Annotated in this window: 19 protein-coding genes; 7 read left to right on the top strand and 12 right to left on the bottom strand. The window is 44.4% G+C overall.

The features are described from left to right. Positions 1 to 3 precede the first annotated feature (3 nt). The gene (locus ATG66_RS04690; protein WP_098414194.1) at positions 4 to 1,296 is read left to right on the top strand and encodes a glycoside hydrolase family 18 protein; all 1,293 of its coding nucleotides are present in this window, start codon (positions 4 to 6) and stop codon (positions 1,294 to 1,296) included. A gap of 306 nt (positions 1,297 to 1,602) precedes the next feature. Here the strand turns inward: ATG66_RS04690 and ATG66_RS04685 are convergent, their stop codons facing one another. From ATG66_RS04685 to ATG66_RS04670, 4 genes are all read right to left on the bottom strand, one after another. After that, positions 1,603 to 1,902 carry a hypothetical protein gene (locus ATG66_RS04685; RefSeq protein ID WP_098414193.1) on the bottom strand — a complete coding sequence of 100 codons (300 nt, stop codon included), beginning with the start codon at positions 1,900 to 1,902 and terminating at the stop codon, positions 1,603 to 1,605. 395 nt (positions 1,903 to 2,297) lie between these two features. After that, on the bottom strand, positions 2,298 to 3,662 hold the full coding sequence (locus tag ATG66_RS04680; RefSeq protein WP_098414192.1) for a YjiH family protein: 1,365 nt from the start codon (positions 3,660 to 3,662) through the stop codon (positions 2,298 to 2,300). A gap of 455 nt (positions 3,663 to 4,117) precedes the next feature. After that, on the bottom strand, positions 4,118 to 4,789 hold the full coding sequence (locus ATG66_RS04675; protein WP_098414191.1) for a YoaK family protein: 672 nt from the start codon (positions 4,787 to 4,789) through the stop codon (positions 4,118 to 4,120). A gap of 157 nt (positions 4,790 to 4,946) precedes the next feature. After that, positions 4,947 to 5,348 (bottom strand): GFA family protein, encoded by a 402-nt coding sequence (locus ATG66_RS04670; RefSeq protein WP_098414190.1) that lies wholly within the window; start codon positions 5,346 to 5,348, stop codon positions 4,947 to 4,949. Positions 5,349 to 5,640: 292 nt separating this feature from the next. Between ATG66_RS04670 and ATG66_RS04665 the strand changes: the two genes are divergently transcribed. Both ATG66_RS04665 and ATG66_RS04660 read left to right on the top strand, forming a co-directional pair. Beyond that, positions 5,641 to 6,270: a hypothetical protein gene (locus ATG66_RS04665; protein ID WP_098414189.1), complete on the top strand. Its 630-nt coding sequence runs from the start codon at positions 5,641 to 5,643 to the stop codon at positions 6,268 to 6,270. Between the two features lie 124 nt (positions 6,271 to 6,394). After that, positions 6,395 to 7,678, top strand: coding sequence for a peptidoglycan DD-metalloendopeptidase family protein (locus ATG66_RS04660; RefSeq protein ID WP_098414188.1), 1,284 nt, complete (start codon positions 6,395 to 6,397; stop codon positions 7,676 to 7,678). 21 nt (positions 7,679 to 7,699) lie between these two features. Here the strand turns inward: ATG66_RS04660 and ATG66_RS04655 are convergent, their stop codons facing one another. Continuing rightward, positions 7,700 to 7,927, bottom strand: coding sequence for a hypothetical protein (locus ATG66_RS04655; RefSeq protein ID WP_098414187.1), 228 nt, complete (start codon positions 7,925 to 7,927; stop codon positions 7,700 to 7,702). A 166-nt stretch (positions 7,928 to 8,093) separates the two neighbouring features. Here ATG66_RS04655 and ATG66_RS04650 point away from each other — a divergent pair, with 166 nt between their 5' ends. After that, the gene (locus ATG66_RS04650) at positions 8,094 to 8,441 is read left to right on the top strand and encodes a hypothetical protein (protein WP_098414186.1); all 348 of its coding nucleotides are present in this window, start codon (positions 8,094 to 8,096) and stop codon (positions 8,439 to 8,441) included. 123 nt (positions 8,442 to 8,564) lie between these two features. After that, positions 8,565 to 8,705 carry a hypothetical protein gene (locus ATG66_RS04645; protein ID WP_098414185.1) on the top strand — a complete coding sequence of 47 codons (141 nt, stop codon included), beginning with the start codon at positions 8,565 to 8,567 and terminating at the stop codon, positions 8,703 to 8,705. A 47-nt stretch (positions 8,706 to 8,752) separates the two neighbouring features. Here ATG66_RS04645 and ATG66_RS04640 read toward each other — a convergent pair whose 3' ends face one another. From ATG66_RS04640 to moeA, 5 genes are all read right to left on the bottom strand, one after another. Further along, on the bottom strand, positions 8,753 to 9,595 hold the full coding sequence (locus ATG66_RS04640; RefSeq protein ID WP_143699671.1) for an IS3 family transposase: 843 nt from the start codon (positions 9,593 to 9,595) through the stop codon (positions 8,753 to 8,755). Continuing rightward, positions 9,592 to 10,098, bottom strand: a complete 507-nt coding sequence (locus ATG66_RS04635; protein ID WP_098414183.1) for a helix-turn-helix domain-containing protein — start codon at positions 10,096 to 10,098, stop codon at positions 9,592 to 9,594. The genes ATG66_RS04640 and ATG66_RS04635 overlap by 4 nt, the downstream gene beginning before the upstream one ends. Before the next feature lie 88 nt (positions 10,099 to 10,186). Beyond that, the gene (locus ATG66_RS04630) at positions 10,187 to 10,801 is read right to left on the bottom strand and encodes a glutaredoxin (RefSeq protein ID WP_098414182.1); all 615 of its coding nucleotides are present in this window, start codon (positions 10,799 to 10,801) and stop codon (positions 10,187 to 10,189) included. 292 nt (positions 10,802 to 11,093) lie between these two features. Continuing rightward, positions 11,094 to 11,843: a molybdopterin-synthase adenylyltransferase MoeB gene (gene moeB / locus ATG66_RS04625; RefSeq protein ID WP_098414181.1), complete on the bottom strand. Its 750-nt coding sequence runs from the start codon at positions 11,841 to 11,843 to the stop codon at positions 11,094 to 11,096. Positions 11,844 to 11,852: 9 nt separating this feature from the next. Next, positions 11,853 to 13,088, bottom strand: coding sequence for a molybdopterin molybdotransferase MoeA (gene moeA / locus ATG66_RS04620; protein WP_098414180.1), 1,236 nt, complete (start codon positions 13,086 to 13,088; stop codon positions 11,853 to 11,855). 290 nt (positions 13,089 to 13,378) lie between these two features. On the opposite strand from moeA, the gene folE reads away from it, so the two are divergent. Both folE and ATG66_RS04610 read left to right on the top strand, forming a co-directional pair. Next, on the top strand, positions 13,379 to 14,032 hold the full coding sequence (gene folE, locus ATG66_RS04615; protein ID WP_098414179.1) for a GTP cyclohydrolase I FolE: 654 nt from the start codon (positions 13,379 to 13,381) through the stop codon (positions 14,030 to 14,032). 267 nt (positions 14,033 to 14,299) lie between these two features. Next, positions 14,300 to 15,538 carry an NRAMP family divalent metal transporter gene (locus ATG66_RS04610; RefSeq protein WP_098414178.1) on the top strand — a complete coding sequence of 413 codons (1,239 nt, stop codon included), beginning with the start codon at positions 14,300 to 14,302 and terminating at the stop codon, positions 15,536 to 15,538. Positions 15,539 to 15,586: 48 nt separating this feature from the next. On the opposite strand, the gene ATG66_RS04605 is transcribed toward ATG66_RS04610, so the two are convergent. Then, a complete protein-coding gene (locus tag ATG66_RS04605; RefSeq protein WP_179885590.1) occupies positions 15,587 to 16,534 on the bottom strand; it encodes a TDT family transporter in 948 nt (315 codons plus the stop codon). A 269-nt stretch (positions 16,535 to 16,803) separates the two neighbouring features. Next, positions 16,804 to 18,207: a H(+)/Cl(-) exchange transporter ClcA gene (gene clcA, locus ATG66_RS04600; protein ID WP_098414176.1), complete on the bottom strand. Its 1,404-nt coding sequence runs from the start codon at positions 18,205 to 18,207 to the stop codon at positions 16,804 to 16,806. Positions 18,208 to 18,650 lie beyond the last annotated feature (443 nt).

The raw sequence follows: 18,650 nt of genomic DNA, 5'->3' as shown, positions 1-18,650 counted from the left end.
ACAATGAAAAAGACACTTCTTGCAGCCCTGCTTGTCGGGCTTACTGGTGCGGCTCACGCCGAGCAAAAAGTCGTAGCGGGTTACTTTGCGGATTGGCAGTACGCAAACGCAGAAAACCCATACACGGTGAAAGATATTCCCGCCGATAAGCTGACGCACGTGATTTACGCGTTTCTCAGTATGTGCGGTCCTCATACTGGTGCTTCTGAAACGGTGCAAAAACTGATTGCCAAACAATGTGAAGGAAAAGATCCTTATACGGCGATCATTGTCGATACCGAAGCGGCATTAGAAAAGGACTTTGGCGATGTCTCAGTTAACGCGCCATACAAAGGCCACTTCGCTCAGCTTGCCGAAATGAAGAAACAACATCCAGATCTCAAAATTCTCCCTTCTTTTGGTGGCTGGACAATGTCGGAGCCTTTCCATGCGATGGCGAAGAACAAACAAGCGATGGATCAATTCTCGAAAAGTGCGGTTGAGTTGATTGCTCAATATGATTTCTTTGATGGTATTGATCTGGATTGGGAATACCCAGGTGGTGGTGGTTTAACAACGTCGCCTTGGAACCCAGATACCAAGCTTTCTGATGAACAAAAAGCGTCTGAGCGTGATGCGTTTACCTATTTAGTTAAAACCATGCGTGGTGAGTTGGATGAGCTTACAAATCAAACCAAGCGTGAATACGAGCTTTCTACGGCGGTGGGCGTTGGTCCAAAAGCGGCAGGTATCGATTGGAAAGCGGCGGAGCCGTACCTGACCAACATGTTTGCGATGACTTATGATTTTTTAGGTGGTTGGGGACAACAAACCGGGCATACCACCAATTTGCACGCGACTGAGCGCAGTTGGTGGGGAATGGGCGCAGACGTCTTTATTAATCAGATGATTGAACTTGGGATCCCAAGTGAGAAGTTGGTGATTGGTGCGGCATTTTACGGCCGTGGTTGGCAAGGTACGAAAGATTTTTCGGGTGGCCTCCCCACGCAAGATCTTGTTTCTGAGCAAGGAGCCCAATTCGGTACTGGCGAAAATGGTTACTTCATGTTCTGGGATCTGATGAAGAATTACAGTGACAAGCAGGGGTATGAGTACAAGTATGATGAGCAATCACAAGCGCCTTACTTGTGGCACCCTGAAAAGAAAGTGTTTATCTCTTATGAAAATCAACGTTCGATCAAAGCCAAAGCTAATTGGGCGAAACAGGCTAACCTCGGTGGCATTTTTACCTGGGAATTGTCTGGCGATCCGAAAGGTGATTTGGTTGAAGTTATGTATCAGGAGATGAAGAAATAATTGGATTATCAACTCGTTTATCTCAAATACATTAGTTGAGACTAGAGCCGACACTTCAATTTGAAAGAAGAGAGTTACCCTGATTAAAGATGCTACATCCGTAATCAAAGAAACTAGAGGTAACTCTCATCCTTCATACTAGAACCCAATCAAACACAAGCGGACCTTCCCAATCTCGCATAAGAACTCGGCAACGTATTGAAAGCCTGCAAATTTGTGGTGTGTTTATCTCACCGAGTCGAGAAGTGGGTAACAGTCAGGGCATCAAGGTCATAATTCACCTTAAAAGTGATTTCAATGCTTTCTTTAGTTACAGCTAACGAATGAAAGAGATTGATAAAAACTGGAACTTGTTGTTTGGTGAAATGTGGCGGTAGAGCCAACCGGACAAGAAGCAGAGATAGGGACGATCACTCGTTGCTGCTTTATCTCAGAGGCGTTAATAGTGAGATAACGGCGTTGACCATCTAAAGAGTCGGTTAAAGTGTTACTGAGGACGGTCGCTGAGACTGTTTCTTCATTAGTGGGTTTACCCCATATTAAAAGCAGAAGGAGTAAAGCACTTAAACCGCCGAAGACCAAAATGTAAGTTTTGGGGTTATCCAAAGTCGAGTTCCAAAGGTTTTGTTTCGAGTAATTCTATTGTTTTACAATAAAAAATCTGCATGTTCAAAGAACAATGCGGTTTTGTATTAAAATCGGTGGTGTACGCCAATCGAGGTTCTGCCCACTAGGGTTGTTTTCCTTCCATGCTGGTGGTTATATCGATAAGAGAGGTCGTTGATACCGAGATGTTATCGTCCTAAAGCGTCATTACTCTCACGAGCGACGGCCTCGTAACAGCTGACATCCTGACGGGTAACTAACGGTGAATAGTCACGATTACCCACGTTTGAACGGACCTTATATTTAATATTTATCTTAAACCACAAACAAAAACAGCGAACCTAAGCTCGCTGTTTCCTCAATTTGATCAAATTTATGGTTTCATCTTGTTTTAATTAAAAGATGAGATGGGCAACACCAGCAATCACAGGCAAGGTAATGAGCGTACGTAGAATAAAGATAACAAACAACTCTACGATGTTTACTGGAATCTTGCTGCCTAATAGTAATGCTCCAACTTCAGACATGTAGATAAGTTGAGTCACTGACATTGCAGCGATCACAAAACGAGTCATTTCGTTATCAATTGACGCTGCAAGAATGGCGGGGATAAACATATCTGCAAAGCCCACCACGATAGTCTGTGATGCTGCGACCGCCTCTGGTACTTGCAGTAGCTCTAGGTATGGAATGAATGGTTGGCCAAGGATCTCGAAGACTGAGGTGTATTCAGCTACGACTAACGCAACGGTACCAAGGCCCATGACTACAGGAAGTACACCAAATACCATGTCGACAGCGTTGTGCACGCCTTCTTTGAAAACAGACCGAACAGAGACCACCTGTCCTGCACGTTTTAATGCTAAATCTAACCCCCAAGAAAACGTCGTATGACCTTCTGGTATTGCATCCACGTCTTTGTCTGGATTACTGCCATCAATATAGTGATCTTTTTTAAGACTCAATGGTGGTAAACGAGGAATGATGACTGCTGCGACGATGCCTGCTAAACAGATTGCACCATAGAAAGGTAAGAACAAGTGCTCTAGCTGTACTTGGGCGATAACGACTAAGCTGAACGTAATCGATACTGCTGAAAACGTAGTGCCTACAACGGCCGCTTCACGTTGAGTGTAAAACTTATTCTCGTATTGTTTGCTAGTTAAAAGGATACCAACACTGCCATCACCCAGCCAAGAAGCCATACAGTCAATCGCACTGCGGCCTGGTAGATTGAAAATAGGACGCATTACTTTACTTAGTATTGCGCCAAGCAGTTCTAGTAGACCGAAGTTTAGAAGAAGCGGTAGCAATAGACCTGCGAAAATGAATACAGCAAATAAAGTAGGCAAAAGACCTGTCAGAACAAGGCCTCCAGTGTTCTCTTCCCAAATCGCATGTGGACCAACTTGGAAGAAGGTCATCAACACGGCTACACCGCCGATTAGACGAACAACAAGCCACAATGGAGATGGGTTAAAAAGGCCATTTAAAAAACCGTTACGTAGGATCGCTGCCGGCTTGAAAATTTTGCAAAGAACAGACGCGACCGCCATGAAAGCGATAATGGTGGTAACGATAGCGATTAACGTATCGCCTAGAAATGCCGGAATGACTTTTGCCATGATAGCAACAGGAATCGTTAGGCCGCCATCGTAAGAGATCGGCGCCATGAAGAGCAGAAGACCAATTAGGGATGGGATAAAAAATATCCAAAAGTTGCCCTTAGGTGCCTCAGTAGTATTAGTGGTGTTATTCATAGTTTTCTCGTGTTACTACTAATCAATACTCGCCATTTCCATGACATAAATATTCACTAAACATCCGTATTTAATCACAGTGATGCGGAGGTTACCCGCAAAAAGTCTCTCTTGCAATACTATTCATTAAGTACATCTAGTTATTCAGCCGATTTGTCGGGTAATTGGTCAAATAATATCATTATGTATATGATGATGTTGTTAGTGTTAGAAAATTGTAGCGCGAGAGGCCGACTGTGCAGAGAGTGCTGCGAAGCCGTGTGATTAGAATAATAAAACGGCGATAAAATGTGATGTTGGTCTTACTAACCTTGCCGTGATTTATCTTGTTAGCCTTATGTTTTATATATAATTATTTCAATGGTTCAGTACGCCAAAAATCGTATTGCCACGATGTCGGTATTGTAAAAAGGTAAGAAACCGATTGAACAAAGTGCTTTAATCGGTCTGCGATTCTATGCTTTTTGTTGGCGATTCAATATGTACAGATAAGTCCAGTAAATGAATGCGGTTGTAAACGCTAAAAACGCAGGAAATATCAAAGTATACAATCCGTACACAACAAACAATGCGGCACCAGCGACACCACCGAATAAGAAACCGAAGAAAATGAACAAGAATAGCTTGGCCTTACGCCGGTCAAATTGGCGACCTCTCAAACTTTCTCCGATCATGATGCCCAAATCGGTGATGATTCCGGTCATGTGTGTGGTTCTGACAACAGCACCACTGAACGTCGTAATCATTGCGTTTTGCAAACCACATGCGGCAGAAGCTAAGTATTGACCATACATATTTCCTTCAATCAGGAAACCTAAACTGAGCAGAAGTAAGCTACCTTCGATGCAAAGTGCGACACCATATCGGCGTCCTAGTTTTAGAGCACTACTTTCAATAAAAAAGCCGCTGAATGCCGCACCGATCAGGAAACTGAACACGATGAAGAGCAGGTGAATGGAGCTATCTGCACCGGTCAGTAAGTTGTTCCCTAGCTGAGTTACGGTTCCCGAAAGATGTGTTATCGCTTGGTGTTGAAAGCCGAGGAGACCAACGGCATTGACGCAGCCCGCGAGAAGGGCGAGTAGAAAGGCGCCATATTCCACCCAACGAGGAAGTCTGGAAATCACAATAAAACCCCACCAAATGTTAGGCGCCGATTATAGCGCTCACACAGAGTTACGAAACCCCCTTACAGTGTAACTTGGTTGATCCCCCTCAAAAAACTCAATTTTAATAAACCATTTAGGCTCTGCCCCTGTGTCTGAGGTTGTGGGTGTAGAAAACTTATTCGATGTGCTCCATCGTACATTCGAAGCTTACCCAGCCATGAGTTCGTTGCTCATAGATAGAGATTATTGGTTCATGAAACTCCTTATCGGTAAAGAGCCCAATAGGAATGACACTAATATTTGGTAGTGCAGACAGTAACACGCGCATGGTTGTTCCACAGGATGGGCAGAACTCGTACTGAGCCTCGCTACCATCGTCTCCAACTCTGATGTAGCGAGTCACGTCACCATTTAGCGACACGCGTTCTTTTTCAAACCGTGCTTGAACACCAAACACACTACCGGTGCGCTTTTGGCATTCAAAACAATAGCAGACCGATGTATGGATAGGTTCTCCTTTACAGCGTATCTCGACTAAGCCACAGGCACATTCACAAGTATGGATAGTTGTTGTCATCGTTATTACCTATCGTTTCTCCAATATACCCAATCATCGCGAGACGCTTGAAGAAGTGTCAGTCACCAGTTCTGAATGAGGCGTCTACAAGTCGTTTGGTTATAGTCAGCTTAGTTTAATTTTGAAACCCTTGACGGGAATAAGAGGGTGACATTTTTGGTTTTCGTCAGTCATACCTAAATCACTACTTGATGCTTGGTTTAGTGCTCTGGAGCTTACATCTTAAAGTGATCTGTTTATTTGTAGTGATATACTTATCTGTTATTTCTACCGTAGAAACAAGGAAGTCTTCATGACTCGTAAAAGAATCCTGCCAGTTCCACTTATTCTTCTCATTCCTATCGTACTATTAGTCGTAGTTGTGGTCGCAGGCGTTTATCGTTTTAATTTGTCCGATGAAGAGATTATGGCTAAGTTTCCGCAAGTGGAGATTCACACTAACGCGATTGTACAAGAGGTGTTAGGGATTTCGTCACGAAACCCTTGGACACTCCAAGTGCCTGAACAAGGAGCCGTGACGTTTCTTGAAGAGTGGGACAAAGACAACGGTTATCTGATTGGTCAGTATGACGCAGGTGCAACTCAAGGGCAGGTTATCGTTCCGACAGCGTTTATTGCTCAACGTGAAATCAGCGATATACATTGGATAACGGCTCCGATGATTGTCAGTACTCAAGGGAGTGGTGCATTTTACTATGTGGGATTATTCAAATTTGACCCAGTACCCAGCCGAGTTGTTTTAGTCGATAGTATTTTTGTTGGCGATCGTATTAAACTTAACCAGTTAGCGTGGCGCGATGACGTGACAATCACTTTTTCTTACTTAGCTCACGGTGAAGAACAAGCAATGGCAGAGGTGCCAAATCAATTAAAATCGGCCATATTAAAGCGAGCAGAGAACAATCTGAATATGCAACAGTGATGGTTGTTTTTTGACTTCTGTAAAAATTCAGTGTTTTCTGTGCCAGATCTCGAAATTTGATAGTGATTTCTTATGCGGGAATGCATAAGCTATGCCTCTTGTTTGAAAGGAGATAGTAATTCCCGTGTCTACAAATGAAATTACAAGACGGTTGACGAATCTAAAAAGTCGTAGAGCACTTCTGGTATACTCCTTGCCTGTTCTAGTCGCTATTGGTATTTCTCACTCTCTCAAAGAGTCATCTTTAACCAAAACCATCGCGTTGAACTTGCCTGAATCTCAAGTCGTTGAAAACATTCTTGATGCGACGACTGCTGACGTTGCCATCCCTCCGAACTTTGAATATCAGATCCAATCAGGTGATAACCTGAGCAGCATTTTCAGTCAGCTCGGTTTTGGTTACAGTTCATTAATGAAAGTGATGGAAACGGATTTAAACTACCTTGCGCTTGATACGCTAAAACCAGGCAACACGCTGCGCTTTTGGCGTGATGACGTAACCGGTGACTTAAAGAAAATGGAGCTGCAATTCTCTATTGCAGATAAAGTGGTTTACCAACTTAATAGTGATGGTAGCTATGACTTTACCGATATCTCAATCCCGGGTGTTTGGAGCCAAGAACCTTTAGTTGGTGTTATCCAAGGAAGTTTCTCTTCTTCTGCTAGCCGTTTAGGACTCACTTCTGCGGAAATTAGCCAAGTCGTCGGCTTGCTGAAAGAACAGTTAAACTTCGGTCGCGACCTTCGTGCTGGTGACCGATTTGAAGTCGTTCGACGTGTGCAGAATATTAACGGTGTACCAACAGGTAAGAATGAAATTGAAGCGATTAAAATTTATAATCGTGGTCGTGAAATCACGGCTTACCTTCACACCGATGGGCAATTCTACAATGCGAAAGGCGAGAGCTTACAACGTGCATTTCAACGTTATCCTGTCAGCCGCAGTTGGCGTATGAGTTCCAGTTTTAATCCTAACCGTTTACATCCTGTCACAGGACGAGTCGCGCCGCACAATGGTACCGATTTCGCAGTACCGACAGGGACGCCAGTTGTCTCAACAGGTGATGGGACAGTGGTCATGACGCGTAAACACCCTTATGCGGGTAACTATGTGGTTGTAGAGCATGGCAGCAAGTACAAAACTCGTTACCTACACCTAAGTAAGATTTTGGTGAAGAAAGGTCAAAAAGTCTCTCGTGGTCAACGGATCGGTCTATCTGGGAAAACGGGTCGAGTGACTGGTCCGCACCTTCACTACGAATTGATTGAGTATGGTCGTCCGGTTGACGCAATGCGTGCCAATATCCCAATGGCGAGCTCTGTTGCTAAAAAAGAGATGGCGACATTTGTTGCGAATAGAGATGAACTGGAAAAGCTATTACACGATGAAGAAAAAACAGTGTTATAAATAACGCGGTCTTACTCGAATTTAGTCGCGCCAAGAGGTCAAGCATTGCTTGGCCTCTTTGATTGTGCGGCGTGAATAGAAATAGCCTTGAATGTAATCGCACCCCATTTCCATCAGTTTTTGCAATGCTCCATCGGCTACTAAAACGGATTTTTCAACTTTTGTTAAAGACCTTTGCCATTGTTGCACTACTGCCTGTCGTTTTAGCTGATACCTTTGATGTGTAATCTTTTTAGTGGCGGTTTGCATAGCGTTTTATATTGGCACTTACCAGAAACTAAGTGCGTAGAGCTTCTGGATCAATTCAAGCTGAAACTTCCAGTTGAATATGCTTGCAAGGAAAGGTGGGCCTTCCTAAAATGCACAACAACATAATATATGCAGACAGACTGTCCGTTAACCGTTAGGTGAAAAAATGCAACAGAACGAATTTGAAACACTGGTAAAAGAAATTATCCAGCAAGAAAGCCTCGCTAAGGCGCTTGAATTATTGAAAGCGTGTGAGGAAGAAGAAGTTGCACAAGCGGCGGAATCTCTAACCGGACAGTTTGGTCTTGCCGACGTTGCAGGTGAAAAACGTATTTATCACATAACGCACCAAGAGGATGAGTCTGGAGAGGACCAAGAGTATGTTGAGCATGTCATGAATGAAGGCGATCACTTGATTAAGTTTACTGCATGGTTCTTCGAAACGTTCTTCGAAATCAAGCAGAAAGACACTTACTCAGCGGCGGGCAAAACCTATCAGCAACCAAAGCGGTAATACATAGCGCTAGCACCGTATTTTGAAAGTTAATTACACATAAAATGTGATTTGAGTCTTGTTTTTGCTTGTTTGTGGTGTAATATTACAACATAGTTAAGTCAATACATTCAGGAGAAGGTCATGGGTAATGAACTTGGTGGTGCTTATATTGGCCAGATGATTGCACGAGACGCGATGCACAAAGCGCTTTACGGTAAAGGTAAAACGAAGAAGAAAAAAGCCTCATTTTTTGCTCGTATGATGAAAAAACTGGCGAATTAATGTAAAAGCCCTGATTTGAAGTGACCCCGTAAAGTTGGACATTTCTGTTAAGCGGCTTTCAAGGCCTGAGTTCGATATTCTATCGGAGTCAGGCCTTTTAGTTTCACTTTTATACGCTTGGTATTGTAGTACTCGATGTATTCTTTAATTTGTTCTATCAGAGCATCTGCATCTTCAAAACTTTGGTTGTGATACATCTCTGTTTTGAGTAAAGCAAAAAAGTTTTCAGCAACAGCATTATCCAAGCAGTTACCTTTTCTCGACATGCTTTGCGTTAACCCATTCTCCGCTACCTTTTTCTGATACTGTCGATGGCGATATTGCCAACCTTGATCGCTATGTATAATTGGTTTTGAGTTGGGTTTAAGCGTTGATATAGCTTCCGTCAGCATATCCGTGACAAGCGGCAAGCAGGCATTTTTGGCCACTCTATAAGCAACCACTTCCTGAGTAAACAAGTCGACAACGGGAGACAAGTATACTTTCTGCTCTTTGATTTTGAACTCCGTGACATCTGTTACCCATTTTTCATCGGGTTGAGTCGCACTAAAATCTCTTTCAAGCATGTTGGGAGCTGCTGTTCCAGATTCTCCTCGGTATGAACGATACTTTTTAACCCTGACCGTCGATTTAAGGTTGAGCTGAGCCATAAGTCTTTGAACCGTTTTGTGATTAAGCATAACCCCCTGATTTTTTAGTTCCAAGTGAATACGGCGGTAGCCGTATCGACCCTTATGTTCATGATAAATTGACTTTATCAAACGCAGCTCACGTTCGTAGCTATTTGGGCGCTTACTCGTTTGGGCCTGATAATAGAAGACACTTTTTGCCAACTGTAGAGTGTGCAGTAAGTGCTTCAACGGGTACTTGCCTTTAAGAGTTAGAGCTATGACCGCTTTTTCTTTGTTCGACGGTTTTTTTCCTGCTCCAACTCTTCCAACTTTTTTAGAACGGCATTCTCAGTTCGTAAGTAGACCAACTCCTCTTTTAGCTCCTCAAGTGTCATTTCATTATCAGGTTTAGTGGTACGTTGAGGTTGCTGTTTCATTGAGGGTCTTCCTTTCTGGCGCATTTTGAGCCCTTTGATACCGAGCTCATTAAATCTTTTGAGCCAGACAGAGAGTATCCCCGGGGATGAGAGGTTTAATACTGCGCTAGTGTGCGTGAGAGACCAATCATTCGTCCACATTAAATTCAATGCTTTTCGTTTTTCCTGAGCAGTAGCATGCTTAGTTGGTAAAAATGAATCAGCACCATGGATGACAAAGACTTGAACCCAATACCGTATCTGTCTTGAAGACATTGAATATTGTTTTGCTAAATAGCGAGATGACGCACCATCTAAGCATTGTTTAGCAATGATACATTTTAGCTCGCGGCTATATTTGGACATAAAAAGACCCCCAATAATTGGTGTCCAACTATTGGGGGTCAGTTCAATTACAAATCAGGGCTTTTTACTGTTTGTTGAGCATATATCGCTACGCCGATTGGTTCGGTATCTCTACCACATTATTCGGTACTTTATCTAACCCCTTTGCTGTTAGCCACTTTTCCAAGCTTTCAGCACCGCCAATGTATTGTCCATCCAACCACACTTGCGGAACCGTCACTGGTGTCTTCTCACCGATGATGGCTTTTACTTCTGGGATCATTCGGTATAAAGCTGCACTGTTTTTGACAACATCATGATATTCGTACTGAACTCCAGCATCATCAAGTAATTGTTTGGCTTTTACACAGTACGGACAGGTGGCTTTACCATAAACCACACTACCTTTTACTTTGTCACGTTTCACCCACTCTGTGATGACAGACTGTACTAGCACGCCTCGATTCAGCGCTTCCCCTTGACTGATCACCTTTCCTTCTACAAGAAGAATCGGAGCATGCCATGCGCCTGCTTTTAGTGGCTCCCACCAACATGACAACCAATCTTTAACTTCAAGCTCTACTGGTACATCAGCGAGTTCGTTTTTAAAAGTATCAGTCAAAATATCTTTGGTTAATGTACATTCACCACATGGGATACTTACTTTAAATGGACCCCAGCTACCAGCCCAGCGGTAAAGCGTAATTTTGATCGGTTGTGTCATACGGTGTTCCTTATTATCTCTTCTGAAAATATAGAACTCAGAAGTTAGACTTTTCTTTCAACTAACTTCGCCTTTTTTGCTTCCCAATGCGTGATAAACGCGAGTGCTTGTTGGTATAAACATAAATAATGTGGTGGAAGAAGACACGCCAAAGTTGATGTTGGCAATTTGGGTGAGGGTTTCGATTATAGCACATGCTAGGTCAATGGTGAGCGGCGAGGATGAGTTAAGAAAAGCCCAACGTTACGTTGAGCTTGTTGTAAATCATTTACTTATTAAATGAAAATGCAGTTCAACTACACACAGGGCAGGCAGGCATTTTCATCAAATTCATTTCTCGCCAAGACATATTAAGCGCGTCGAGCATGAGAATTTTGCCTTTCTTAGGCTCACCATAATGCGCGATCACTTTGATGGTTTCCATCGCTTGCATCGCGCCGATAATGCCTATCACTGGGGCCATCACGCCAGCTTCAACACAGCTTAATGTACCACTGCCAAATAGGGCGCTCAAACATTGGTAACAAGGCTGGGCTGGATCATCGTAGGTAAACACACTGACTTGGCCTTCCATGCGAATGGCTGCGCCAGACACGAGTGGCGTTTTTGTCGCGAAACAAAGTCGATTCAACTGGTTGCGCGCATCGACATTATCAGAAGCATCGACCACCACAGTATGTTGCTCGATTAAGGCTTGAAGCTGAGCATCGTCGAGGCGTTTAGCAATGGTGTTTACCTCGATATGAGGATTTAGTTCCCGCAAAGCTTCGGCGGCTGAGTCCACTTTTTTACGGCCAATATCCGCATCGTGGTGCAACACTTGGCGCTGTAAATTAGACAGCTCTACGATGTCATCATCAATCAGCGTGATAGTACCGACACCTGCGGTTGCAAGATATTGGCTAGAAGCACAGCCTAAACCACCTGCCCCCAAAATAAGTACAGAGGCTTGTTTGAGGGCTTCTTGCCCTTCAAAATCGAATTGGCGAAGAATGATCTGGCGGTTGTAGCGCAGCATCTCTTGATCGGAAAGAATATCCACGGTGCGTTCCTAGTATAATGTTGAGTTAAACAGCTGGATTTGAACCGTTTCGCCAACTTCTACACGGCCACGTTCACGTTCCAACACAACAAAACAGTTGGCCAAGCTCATTGAGCGGAACGCGCCAGAGCTTTGGTTGCCAGTGGTTTCAACGACAAACTTACCGTCTTTAAAGGTGTAGATACCGCGCTGGTAATCCGTACGACCAGGCGCTTTCTTAAATGCGGTTTTAGTGATTGCAGGGATAGATTCTGGTGCTTTCCAGCCAGTATGTCCTGCCAGTTTCGCCAGCATCGGCTGCACAAGCACATACATGGTCAATACGGCAGAAACCGGATTGCCTGGTAGACCACAGAACCACGCTGTACTCAACTTACCAAACGCAAAGGGTTTGCCTGGTTTAATCGCCAGCTTCCAAAAGCCAATTTCACCAAGCTCTTCAAGAATGTCTTTGGTGTAATCCGCTTCACCAACGCTCACACCGCCAGAAGTGACAACCACGTCTGCCAAAGTTTGTGCTTTTTCAAATGTCGCTTTTAGTGTTTCTGGGCAGTCGGGGATAATGCCAAGATCAATCGCTTCACAACCAAAGTTTTCGATGAGAGGCTTAATGCCGTAACGGTTACTGTCGTAGATTTGACCTGCTTTTAGTGGCTCACCTAATGGTTTAAGCTCGTCACCCGTTGAGAAAAATGCCACTTTAGGCTTACGTACGACGGTGACATGGCTTATGCCAAGAGTCGCAATCATTGGAATATCACGAGGGGTCAAGCGTGCCCCTTTTGCTAACACAATATCGCCTTGTCTGATGTCATCACCAGTCGGGCGGATGTTGTTTTGCGGCTTCACTTCGGTTTGATTGAACTGGATACCCGCATCGGTCACTTCGGTGTTTTCTTGCATGATAACTGCGTCACAGCCTTGTGGGACTTTTGCACCCGTCATGATCCGAATGCAAGAACCTTGAGGCCATTCACCTTCAAAAGGCTGACCTGCAAAGGATTTACCAACCAACGGTAATACTGTTGACGTTTCTAGATCTTGAATTCGAATGGCATAACCGTCCATCGCTGAGTTATCGAAAGGTGGCACATGGATCGGTGATAAAACGTCTTCCGCCAATACCCAACCTAAAGCGTCGGAAAGAGGAAGGGAAAGGGTTGTTTGGATAGGTTTGATTCGCGATAGCATTTTGTCCATTGCCTCTTCAATTGGCATCAAGCCAGGAGCGTCGCAGCAGCCCATTGAGATAATCCTATGTTCTTTTGTTTTGTGGCAACTTTACCATAAAAAGGGGACCGAGTAAGAATGACCATCAATAAAATATGGATGTAATTATTCAAAAACCCGAGTATCCTTGTCACCCATCCGAAAGGGGTAAAGTTCTAACGGAACATGAAAAAAATAGCTCAGTGTATTCTTGTTATCTGCCTTGGCGTTATAAACATCGAACTGAGCGACTTTTACGCTAACGGTATGAAAACACGATGATTGTATTTCACGCCGAGAGTAGTAGTGACAAAAGAGGAAGTGGAATGTCAGGTCTTAGCGAGTCAGCGAAGTTAGTAAAAGAAGCGCTAGAGCAACGCGGATTAGAAACACCAATGCGCCCTAATGCCGTTAGCCGTGAAGAGAAGAAGGAAAAGATCGAATACCACATGCGTGAGATTCTTGGTCTGCTTCAGCTCGACCTTACGGATGATAGCCTAGAGGAAACGCCACACCGCATTGCAAAAATGTACGTGGACGAGATTTTCTCTGGTTTGGATTACGCCAACTTCCCAAAAATCACAGTTATCGAAAACAAGATGAACGTGAGCGAAATGGTTCGCGTGAAAGACATCACCGTAACTAGCACGTGTGAACATCATCTTGTGACGATCGACGGTAAAGCCGCTGTTGCTTATATTCCTCGCGGTAAGATCATTGGCCTGTCTAAGATCAACCGTATTGTTCGTTTCTTCGCGCAACGCCCTCAAGTTCAAGAGCGCATGACCCAACAAATCCTTGTTGCTTTGCAAACATTGCTTGAGTCTGACGATGTAGCGGTAACCATCGATGCGACGCACTACTGCGTAAAATCACGCGGTGTAATGGATGCCACCAGCGAAACGACGACCACAGCATTAGGTGGCATTTTTAAGAGCAATCCTGCGACCCGTGCTGAATTTCTGCATGGCCTGCGTTAATCAAATCGACAAATAAAATTGAGAGAGGATGGAGCGTTGCCATCCTTTTTTGTGTCCGTTTGATAGGGCAGTGCGTCGCAATAAAAAGTATTTATACAATTGTGTGTTGACAGCCACAACCGATACTCTTAGTATATGCGCCCAGTGAGCGGTTATGATATTGTAATCGCTTGTTTTAAAAAGAGATATTTCTCTAAGTTCAGCTGATCTCGGTCAGTTGTCTTTCTATTTTTTATTAATAGAAAGACAACAAATTTGAGACTCGGCATGACTACACAAAGTACCATCAACACTTCCTCCATTTCCGCTCCGGTAACCGAAACCAGTTGGCAAAAGAAAGCCATGTTAAGTGTCGCGTTTTTAATGGCGACGACCTCAGTTGGTCCTGGCTTTCTAACTCAAACTGCAGTCTTCACGAATATCTACAAAGTCGACATGGCATTTCCTGTTTTGGCATCAATCTTTATCACTTTTGGTATAGTGATGAATTTGTGGCGCATCGTCGGCGTCTCTGGCATGCGTATCCAAGACATTGCAAATAAAGTGGCTCCAGGCATGGGTTATGGTGTCGGTATTCTCCTTGCGCTTGGTGCGGTGGCGTTTAACTTTGGCAACGTAAGTGGCGCAGCGTTAGGCATCAATGTGCTAACGGGCGTGGACACAACATGGGGCGCACTGTTTACCGGTGTGGTTGGCTGTTTGTTGTTTGTGGTTCATAACGCGTCGAAGCGAATGGACCAAATGGCCCGCTACCTTGGCTTATTCATGATTGTGCTGATTGCATACGTCGCAATGACGAGTTTACCTCCGATGGGTGAAACACTGAGTGCTGCGGTCATGCCTTCGGACATTGACAGCTTGCTGCTTCCTACGCTGACCATCGTGGGTGGTGCAGTCGGCGGCTATTACACAGGCGCCCAACGTTTGGTTGATATTGGCTTAAACGGTAAAGAAAACGTCTCTTCCATCACCTCAACGGCGTGGGCAGGCATTTCTATTGCGGTGATTATCCGAATCTTAATGTTCTTGGCAGTGTTTGGCGTTATCGCGGCAGGTACCACGTTGGATACGGCGAACCCAGCTGCTGATGCTTTCCGTCAAGGAGCGGGGCAATTAGGTTACTTCATCTTTGGTTTGGTATTGTTTGTTGCATCAATTACGTCAGTAGTCGGCAACTCTTACATGGCTATCTCATTAATTAAGACGCTTTTCCCCGTTGTGGCTCGAAACGAAAAAGCGTGGTGTATCGGCTTCATTATCCTAACCTCGCTAGGTACAGTCACAATGAACATGCCAATTCTTCTGCTGATGTTAGCAGGCCTCGTGAACAGCATCATTCTTCCTATCGTTCTGGGGACGGTATTGGTTGCAACGAAGCGTAAAGATATCGTGGGTGACTACCAACACCCGATGTATCTAACCTTAACAGGTGCAGCGATTGTTATCGTGATGGTCGCTTCCAGCCTGACGAACATCGGTAACTTCATGACGAAGTTTACGGTTTGATGCTTTCTTGAGCGTAATAAAGCCATGGCCTCATCTGAGGCCGTTTTTTTATGTTTGTTTCGGTGGTGTTCTCATGATTTCCGGCCAGTACATTTTTACGTAACCTGCGGAGACCCAAACGACTAATATCGTCGCAATGCTGAGCTCTAAGAAACCAAAGTCATGTAGCCAATGCCAACGCGGATGTGATTCTGAAAAAAATGAAGTTAACCGATGCATCGCAATGGCACTAATGACAGATGGAAAGGTGACAGCCGCAATAGATGGTTGGAATTTCAAGCGAAGCAAACGGAAATAGCAGAGATAGATTAGTAATGTCATTGTAATGGCGATTCCTGCAAGTGCGCCTGTTAAGATTGGATCTGGCTGAGGGAAATTCACCAAATACGCTGCTAATGATAGGTTAACCGGAGCTGCCATGATCGCGAGTGTGGGTCTTGCTTGTTTTGGCAGTGAGCCAAAGAATACTAAGCGGTAAAGTACCAGCGGCAACATGAAAAAATAGATACCGATACACATCATCGCCAAGGTTTCTGAAAACAGGTTATGCCCAAATTGGGAGCCCGCTAATGAGCTGCTGATCAGTCCTACTGGATAAAGAAACCAGCTGGGTACAATATTCGACATTTTGAAGTTCATCAGCTGAAAGCCAAAAAATAACACCATCATTGAAAAATGCAGAAAAATCGCCATAAACCAAAGTGGATAAGCGATAATTGGAGCAACAGACGCGAGGTAATCTGCAAGGATTAACAATGCCATACTCATCGGAGCCATTAGACTGCCACTTAATGGATGACGAATGTCTAGCATAAACAGGCGTGGATTGGTGGCATATTTTATGAGAACAGGGGCGAGTAAAAGTGCGCCAAATGATGCTAGAAATGGACGTATCTGCTCGCCAATTTCGGGGGCATACAGTGCCCATGCTTGGCCTAATCCGATCATTCCTAGTGCCAAGCCTGCTTGAGATGGTGGCACATTAGAAAACTGCACAAGTCTTCTCCAGTTCAAATTGACTCCGTTTGATTTTGCCTGAATTCACTAAAGGTGATGATGTAGATGAAATACTCTGTTTTTTCTTAGAAAATATTAGCAAGTTTAACGAGGCGTTACTCATAAAGGTGGCAAGCAAAGAGTAGAGAATGATGATTTTGTGAGTTTGGTAGCGCAGGTTTTAGGAAAGATGTAAAAATGTAGGGTTTATAGCCCCAAATAACGGTGATTAATATGTTTGGGAGTGATACTCGAGGAGCCTAATATGCTTAAGTGGGTAGGTTTTCTGGCAGATCTTGTTGGCGCAATTTGTCATTTTTGATTGTGCGACGAAGTAGCTGGCTGTAAATGGGCTGGCCACCAAGCAATTGAGCGATGATCACGGCACCTAAACAAGTGATGATGAGCGGTAGGATCAAGTAGTAGTTGTTGGTCATTTCAATCACCAGCAAAATCCCCGTGATTGGTGCACGTACCGTCGCGGCGAATAACGCACCCATCCCCGCGATTGCAAATACCCCTGGTTCAATTTCGAACGAAGGAAGTAATACATCTGCACTTGCCCCAAATGCATAGCCAAAAAGAGTGCCTAGAGCAAGCATCGGAGCAAAGATACCACCCGGAGCACCAGAGCCAAAACAAAGCAGAGTGGTCACTATGCGGCCAAAAAACAGCAGCACTAAAACCGAAACCGAGTAATTGCCGTTGGTAATATCAGGAATGAGACCAATGCCGCCACCAGTGAGTTGCGGTACATACAAGAGAAGCAAACCAAATACACCGCCAAGCAGTGAACCCATGATTAAATAGCGTTTACGGTCGTTCTTGTGAATCACGACAAAACTGTCTTGTGCAACAGTGATAAGTTTATTGAAGATAGCGCCAAATAAACCAAACAAGGCACCAAGCAGTAAGAATAGCCACAGAGATTGCAGTTCTGGTGATTGGTATTGCGGCATGGTGATCACCGCGTCTTGCCCATTAATAGCGCGAAACACAATATTGGCCATAATGGCAGAAATGATCACCGCACGAATAGAAATGAGAGAATAGCGAAACTGAGGCCGCATTTCCTCAACCACAAACATTATCCCCGCTAGCGGTGCGTTAAATGCGGCAGCCAAACCGCCAGCGGCACCAGCGGCAAGCAAAGAGTGACGAGTGTCATCATCTTTTACGCGGAAAATGTCGGTGACCAGACGACCAACCGCCCCCCCCATTTGCACCGTTGGACCTTCACGACCGAGCACCATGCCGGAGCCTAACGCCCCCATACCACCAAAAAACTTGACCGGAAGCACACGCCACCATCGCACAGGGCGGATATTGTCCATCGCGCCTTCGATCTCAGGAATGCCCGAACCAGCAGCCTCGGGAGCGAAACGGTGTACGAGGAAGTAGCCAATAAAAGCTAAAAGCGCGCTAATGAGCACGGCCGCCAACCAAAGTGGAAGAACATTACCGATCTCACTTCTTAACCATTCGGTGCGGGTCTCTGATACAAAGTGGACAGCAAGCTCGAAATAGGTACCGACCAAACCGGCTAATGTACCGACAATAGCGGCCATTAATAGAACAGAAAATGGTGTTGACCCTCGAGAGACAAACTGGTTAATCGCATCTTTTGGTACATGCGCTAACACAGATTTCACAATTCTCTCTCGTTTGGTCATTAACAAACTCTCCGGTTACTCGTGGAAGGAACAGGAGAAGTATACGCTTCGAAGAGCTTAGACCTAATCGATAAAGATGCAATTTAGCTTTTCACTATTGAATGCTCGACATCACAATATTATTCATTATTGGCAACTGTGCTATTGCTCTCGTATTTAGCGTTTTTTTCTTGGTCAGGCTTGTGTTCTGAGCGAAATGAACAATACTTTAAATGTAAAGCAACATGACTGCTTCAGAAGGAGGGATATGAGGTTTTACATACAATTTGGATGGATTCAAACCCTACAGTAAGTCCTCGTTTTAAGTTTGGGATGCATCAATAGACTTCCCGATACGCAAACTCACGATTGAGTAACGAGGTAGAGGCGCACGCACTGTGCGCCTTCTTAATTTGCGGCGACGTAAATCGAAGTTACCCCATTTTTCTTGATATATCCTTATC

It is taken from the genome of Vibrio sp. ES.051, from assembly GCF_002563795.1.
GTDB lineage: Bacteria > Pseudomonadota > Gammaproteobacteria > Enterobacterales > Vibrionaceae > Vibrio.
The sequence above is the reverse complement of the archived record's forward strand: the minus strand, read 5'-3'. Positions and strand labels throughout refer to the sequence as shown.

Excerpts from the sequence above, each read along its gene's own strand:
- ATG66_RS04690 (WP_098414194.1), top strand. The coding sequence starts at position 4 with ATGAAAAAGACACTTCTTGCAGCCCTGCTTGTCGGGCTTACTGGTGCG.
- ATG66_RS04680 (WP_098414192.1), bottom strand. The coding sequence starts at position 3,662 with ATGAATAACACCACTAATACTACTGAGGCACCTAAGGGCAACTTTTGG.
- ATG66_RS04670 (WP_098414190.1), bottom strand. The coding sequence starts at position 5,348 with ATGACAACAACTATCCATACTTGTGAATGTGCCTGTGGCTTAGTCGAG.
- ATG66_RS04665 (WP_098414189.1), top strand. The coding sequence starts at position 5,641 with ATGACTCGTAAAAGAATCCTGCCAGTTCCACTTATTCTTCTCATTCCT.
- ATG66_RS04655 (WP_098414187.1), bottom strand. The coding sequence starts at position 7,927 with ATGCAAACCGCCACTAAAAAGATTACACATCAAAGGTATCAGCTAAAA.
- ATG66_RS04650 (WP_098414186.1), top strand. The coding sequence starts at position 8,094 with ATGCAACAGAACGAATTTGAAACACTGGTAAAAGAAATTATCCAGCAA.
- ATG66_RS04645 (WP_098414185.1), top strand. The coding sequence starts at position 8,565 with ATGGGTAATGAACTTGGTGGTGCTTATATTGGCCAGATGATTGCACGA.
- ATG66_RS04635 (WP_098414183.1), bottom strand. The coding sequence starts at position 10,098 with ATGTCCAAATATAGCCGCGAGCTAAAATGTATCATTGCTAAACAATGC.
- ATG66_RS04630 (WP_098414182.1), bottom strand. The coding sequence starts at position 10,801 with ATGACACAACCGATCAAAATTACGCTTTACCGCTGGGCTGGTAGCTGG.
- moeA (WP_098414180.1), bottom strand. The coding sequence starts at position 13,088 with ATGGGCTGCTGCGACGCTCCTGGCTTGATGCCAATTGAAGAGGCAATG.
- folE (WP_098414179.1), top strand. The coding sequence starts at position 13,379 with ATGTCAGGTCTTAGCGAGTCAGCGAAGTTAGTAAAAGAAGCGCTAGAG.
- ATG66_RS04610 (WP_098414178.1), top strand. The coding sequence starts at position 14,300 with ATGACTACACAAAGTACCATCAACACTTCCTCCATTTCCGCTCCGGTA.
- clcA (WP_098414176.1), bottom strand. The coding sequence starts at position 18,207 with ATGACCAAACGAGAGAGAATTGTGAAATCTGTGTTAGCGCATGTACCA.